At 64.9% G+C, this 5,164-nt stretch carries 5 protein-coding genes; 2 read left to right on the top strand and 3 right to left on the bottom strand.

Annotated elements, in window-relative coordinates:
• Positions 1-414: 414 nt before the first annotated feature.
• Positions 415-1,356: a GlxA family transcriptional regulator gene (locus FJR00_RS15420; protein WP_141339602.1), complete on the bottom strand. Its 942-nt coding sequence runs from the start codon at positions 1,354-1,356 to the stop codon at positions 415-417.
• 108 nt (positions 1,357-1,464) lie between these two features.
• On the opposite strand from FJR00_RS15420, the gene FJR00_RS15415 reads away from it, so the two are divergent.
• Positions 1,465-1,776 (top strand): putative quinol monooxygenase, encoded by a 312-nt coding sequence (locus FJR00_RS15415; protein ID WP_003941073.1) that lies wholly within the window; start codon positions 1,465-1,467, stop codon positions 1,774-1,776.
• Positions 1,777-2,223: 447 nt separating this feature from the next.
• On the opposite strand, the gene FJR00_RS15410 is transcribed toward FJR00_RS15415, so the two are convergent.
• Positions 2,224-2,580 carry a hypothetical protein gene (locus FJR00_RS15410; protein WP_141339600.1) on the bottom strand — a complete coding sequence of 119 codons (357 nt, stop codon included), beginning with the start codon at positions 2,578-2,580 and terminating at the stop codon, positions 2,224-2,226.
• A 360-nt stretch (positions 2,581-2,940) separates the two neighbouring features.
• Here FJR00_RS15410 and FJR00_RS15405 point away from each other — a divergent pair, with 360 nt between their 5' ends.
• Positions 2,941-3,984 (top strand): DUF4268 domain-containing protein, encoded by a 1,044-nt coding sequence (locus FJR00_RS15405; RefSeq protein WP_141339598.1) that lies wholly within the window; start codon positions 2,941-2,943, stop codon positions 3,982-3,984.
• A 424-nt stretch (positions 3,985-4,408) separates the two neighbouring features.
• Here FJR00_RS15405 and FJR00_RS15400 read toward each other — a convergent pair whose 3' ends face one another.
• Positions 4,409-4,723: a hypothetical protein gene (locus FJR00_RS15400; protein WP_141339596.1), complete on the bottom strand. Its 315-nt coding sequence runs from the start codon at positions 4,721-4,723 to the stop codon at positions 4,409-4,411.
• Between the last annotated feature and the right edge of the window lie 441 nt (positions 4,724-5,164).

Genomic DNA, 5,164 nt, shown 5'->3' with positions numbered 1-5,164 from the left:
GCCTTGACAACCCGTTAGGGAATCTCTTCCCAGATGAGGGTGTAGGTCGGCCGGGCGCGTCGGTCCGCAGTTAGACGTCGAGGTCTCCCGACGATGGAAGTTCCTACGCCATCCATCCGAAAGACCTCGACGTGACCGACGCTACCCCGCCGGCCGGCTTCGGCCGCCCTGACCTGACCGCCTTCGCGTCTCATCCCAATCGACCCTGATCGAGTCTGCTGACCCCCTCGACGAGAACGCAGCGACATCACAGCCACCCAACCCCGACCGTCCGGGAAGCCGGGACACGTCACTGGCCTGTGCTGCGGGCGTGTCGAGTGGGTCGTCCAGGGGCGACGCAGGAGCGTCGACGCGACGTGCTGAGAGGTGGTTCCAGTCGAGCACTAGGACACCGGCTACAGGCATGGCGATAGGTCAGGAACGGCGTCGCTCCCTACGCAGGAGGGAGCGCAGAGTCTCGGCGTTCGCGTAGCCGACCCGTAGCGCGATCTCGGCGGAGGTGAGGTCCGTGGTTGCTGAGAGGTGCCGAGCTCGTTCGATGCGAAGCCGTTGGACGAAGCCGAGCGGAGTGAGGTTGAGCGCCGCACGGACTCGTCGTTCGAGGGTGCGCCGGCTGGTGCCGAGCGACTGCGCGACGAAGGCGACGTTGAACGATTCGTCCAGGCGGGCGCGCACGAAGCGTTCGAACTCGACGACGATCGGGTCCTCGTGCCGGAGATGTTCGTAGGCGACGAAGGCCGCCTGCGACGGACGCTCGTCGATTATGAGGAGCTTGGCGACATGTTGCGCCAGGTCGGGGCTGATCGATCGCACGAGTGAGAGCGCGAGGTCGATGTGGGCGAACGCGGCGCCGGCGGTGACGAGGTTCCCGTCGACCACGACCATGGTGTCGAGATCGAGGGCGACGGTCGGATAGCGCTTCAGGAACTCCGGCCCCAGGAACCAGCTGGTCGTCGCCCGCCGATGATGCATCCGTCCGGTCTCGGCGACAGCGAACACGCCGGTGCACGCCGCGGCGATCCGGGTGGTCGCGTCGTCGAGGCGCCCGAGCGAGGCGATGACCGAACGAGCATCTCGGCTCTGGAGGGCGTCGTTGGTAGCGGCGGCCGTGAGGGTTCCAAGCGCAGGGACGACGACCACGTCGAACTCTGCGGACTCCGACAGCGGGTGGTCCACCGACAGGGTCATCGATGCCGTCGTGGTCACTCTCCGTTTCGGTCCGAGGATGGCGAGTTCGATCGGGTCGATCCGCGGGTCGACATCGCCGCGGGCTCCGTCGGCCACCCGCACGATGTCGATGACCGACGCGACAGCCGAACCGAAGCAGCCGTCGATCGCGATCAGTCCGATACGCATGGCGCGAACAATAGCAATACTGTCGTATACGCCACTTCTCACATGCCCTTGCTCGTCATACGCTGAACTCGCTTCACCAAGAAACCTCGACACCTAGGAGAACCCCTCATGTCCACACCCGCATCACTTCCGTATGCCTTCGTCGCCAAGATCGTCGCGGCCGATGGACAGCACGACGCGCTCGCCGATCTGCTCGCCGGCGCTGTCGCGCTCGCCAACGAAGAAGTAGGAACGATTGTCTGGTTCGCGGTCAGGACCCACGCCGACACCTTCTGGATCTTCGATGCATTCCCCGACGAGGCCGCTCGCGACGCCCACGCCAACGGCGCCATCGTCGCAGCCCTGATGGCCAACCAGCACCTCCTCGGCGCAGCACCCGAGATCCTGGCGGCCGACGTCCTCGCGTCCAAGCTCCCGTAGTCCGCCAACGCACGAGACGATCGCGCCCCGCCGAGCCGTCGCCAGGTCGCGACGCAACGCCACGCTGCGTTGCCGAGCGGTGCGAGGCCTATCGGCACACGGACAGGATGCCGGCCGCGAGCGCTCAGTCGGCGAGGGGTCCGTCGCAGAGGAGAGCGACGTCGGTGTCGGGTCATCTCCACAGACATCGACCGCGACAGCACCCTCGTGGCCGGTCCCGCTCAGCTCGTGAAGGCGCTTCTCTCTGACACGCGATTGGAAGCGTTCGAGATGCGCGACGACGACAGGCTCACGGACTGGAGCGACACCATCAATCCGCCGCCGCCCTAACGGAGCCACGGCGCGAAAACGAAACGACCTGTACTGCCGCCAGGGCGCGCATCCGATGAACGGGTAGTGCGCCGTGGGCACCCTTTCCGACGCTGGCTGGAGGAAAACGGTGGTTGGTCACCTGTGGGTGCGGCGGGCTTCCGACTCTCGCGGCTCAGCCACTGCGCGGAGGTCGACCTGTAGCTGCACGCAGGGAGACCCGGTCGGGTAGCCGTCTGGGTTGACTGCGCCGCTATAGGCGTACATCTCGATGCTGTGCTGCTCCAGCTGCCACCACCACGAGCCTCCGCTGTACTGAGTTGCCTCGGTGACTTCGCGAGGATCGCCAAAGGCATCGGTGAGGGCGCGAGCCAGTTCGCCAGCCGCTCGCAGGACATCAGCGGCGCTTTCGCCGTCCCACAAGAACCAGAAGATGTCGGCGAACTCGTCCCGGTAGGTGCCCCACCCTGCACGGGCCGCTCCCCAGTCGGGCATCGCCGCCAGGTGCCAGGAGCGACTAGTGCCCCGGCGTGGGGTCTCCTCCGCTGTGTCGGTTTCGATGCCCAACGACTGCAGCCAGGGACAACCATCCTCAAGGTGTCGGGGCCACGGCGACTCCACGATGGCGGTGACTTGCGACGCGACTTCCCCCGGGGATGGCCTCATAACGAGACCTTAGCGGCTGCCCTGGATACGCACTCTTCTGCCGCCTGCAGGATGCCGGTGATACTGCCAAGGGCCCCAGACCAGCTGAAGTGTGGCGTCGATGTCACGGCCCTGCGGATCACGCCGCCAGGTTGAACATGTCCCGTAACATCGGTGGAGTCTGACGACGTGACGGAGACGAGGCCCGCGATGCAGCTGGACAGCAAGAACCTCGGTCGGTTGCGGCATGTTGCTGATCCTCGCGAGGTCTGGACGTCGGAGTCCGGTGACTTCACGCCGTGGTTGGCCGAAAACCTGGACGTGCTAGCCGACGAACTCGGTATGACCCTCACTGTGGTGGGCACGGAGGTGCTCGTCGGACAGTTCCGGCTCGACATCCAGGCCGAGGACGACGATGGCCGGGTCGTGATCATCGAGAATCAGCTGGAGAGGACTGATCACTCTCATCTGGGGCAGTGCCTGGTCTATGCCGCTGGGCTCGAAGCGTCCACGGTTATCTGGGTGTCTCGCCAGTTCCGGGACGACTTCCGCCGCACTCTGGACTGGCTGAACGAACGGACCGACCAAGGCATTCAGTTCTTCGGCGTCGAGGTGGGAGTGGTTCAGATCGGCGAACAGGGTCCACGGGCCCCAGTCTTCGAGGTCGTGTCGCGGCCCAACGACTGGGCCAAGGGCGTCAAGTCCGTTCCCGCCGGTTCTAGCGGGTCAGTCGCAACGCCACTCAACGAAGTCCGGCAGGATCTGTTCGCTGAGATCCTCGATCAGGTCAACAGCAGTCGACCCGCCGTGCGCGTCCCCGCGCGCAACGGCAACAACAGCTGGATCACCTTTGCTTCCGGGCCGTTTGGCAGTTGGGGGCTCGCGCAGATACAAGACGGTCGGCTACGGGTGGAGGCATATCTGGACAGTGGGGACGGCATCCGCAACACCGCGCTGTACGACAAGTTCGAGGCCGAGCAAGCGATTTGGAATGAGCGCGTCGGCTTTGACCTCGCCTACGAGCGACTAGAGGGTCGGCGCGCCTGCCGAATAGCGACGCACCACACACCAGTTGACGTCTTGGCGCTGACCCCTGGCGCCAAGGAGGAGCTCGTCTCTTGGGCAGTCGAAGCGTTTTTGGCGATGTATGACGCCCTGGACAAGCTTCTGAGGTCCACCGCCAAGTCCATCCGCGACGCTAATGTAGCGACGGGCCTCGAGCCACGCGCCGACGCAGTTGGACACGACGCATGATGAGCACCTCGATGCCGAGTAACCGTGCCGGCCCGTGGCATCCTCTCCTCCGATCCACGGCAGGTCACCAGTCAGTTCCGCGTATCCGCTGGTCCATGAGTATCGCCCACGTATAGGAGGCGCCCTGGCGATCGCGGATGTCCCCAGGGCGCGCCGCGGGCATCGCCTGCAGGGCCTTCTGAAAGTTTGTACGAGAGAGTGAGCGATTGATGTCGCGACCATCTCGGGCGACGCGGAGGAATCTTCCCGGCACTCGATAGGTGAACTCGAGGCCCCGGACGGTCCTGAACGTCTCCCCAGCGTGCTTCTCGACGCGAGCCCAGACGACCTCAATGTCAGCCATGACAGCAGTCTGCACGAAGTTCGCAAGACCCATTCGGCAGAACGCCCACGAGGCGGCCGAGTGGCATCCGCTCATGCCACATCAGTCGGCGGCGTCGGGAAGACCGTACCGACGCCAAAGGCGATCGCGCTCAGGTCCGCATACTTGGACCGCCTCGCAGGTGACCATCTCATCTGCCTGCGCATCGAATGTCTCGAACGAACCGGCTTGCAGCTGCTCGATCAAGTACCAGCCGGGACCGTAGTCTTCCTCCGGCTCTTGGGGGTGGCCATCGAGCCAGTGCGGCTGAGCCCAGAGCCACTCCTGCCTGATCCAGAAGGCAGGGAACGAGCGCATAGGGCCAACGGTGGTGGTCAGATACCCGACAAGTTGCCCGTCGCTGCGGAGTTCGAACACCCCGTCGCGGTATGGATCGAGACGGGCGTCCTGTGGCCACGGCTCAGCGAAACATCGGGACCGGCGCCTCACGGTACCAGTATGGGTGCACCGCCGGTGCGCGCTCCGTCGACATCCTGTTAAGCCGCGATCCGATAGAGCACAATGCCCGTGTGACCGACGCGGAACGCGCTGACAAGATCGAGCTGGAGCTGACGAACGAGGGCTACGTGGCCTCCGTCCAGAGGGTGTCGGCAGACGGAACGCTGTCATGGCGTCTCAATCCGCGCGGAGGATGGAGAGGACGCCTTCGTCCGGCTCGAGCTGCACGGCCACCAGCTTGTTCTCACGTCGTCGTCTGGCTGGCGGACGATCGCGGAGTTGTTGAGCGGTGTGGTTTCCCAACGCAGCTTCATGAAGTAGCGCACTCATTTGGCTCCCTTCTCTGTCAAGCGGGGGTCT

Origin of the sequence: Ornithinimicrobium kibberense, from assembly GCF_006519705.1 — a bacterium.
In the GTDB taxonomy this organism is placed as follows: Bacteria; Actinomycetota; Actinomycetes; order Actinomycetales; family Dermatophilaceae; genus Ornithinicoccus; species Ornithinicoccus kibberensis.
This window is presented reverse-complemented; position numbering and strand designations above follow the sequence as displayed.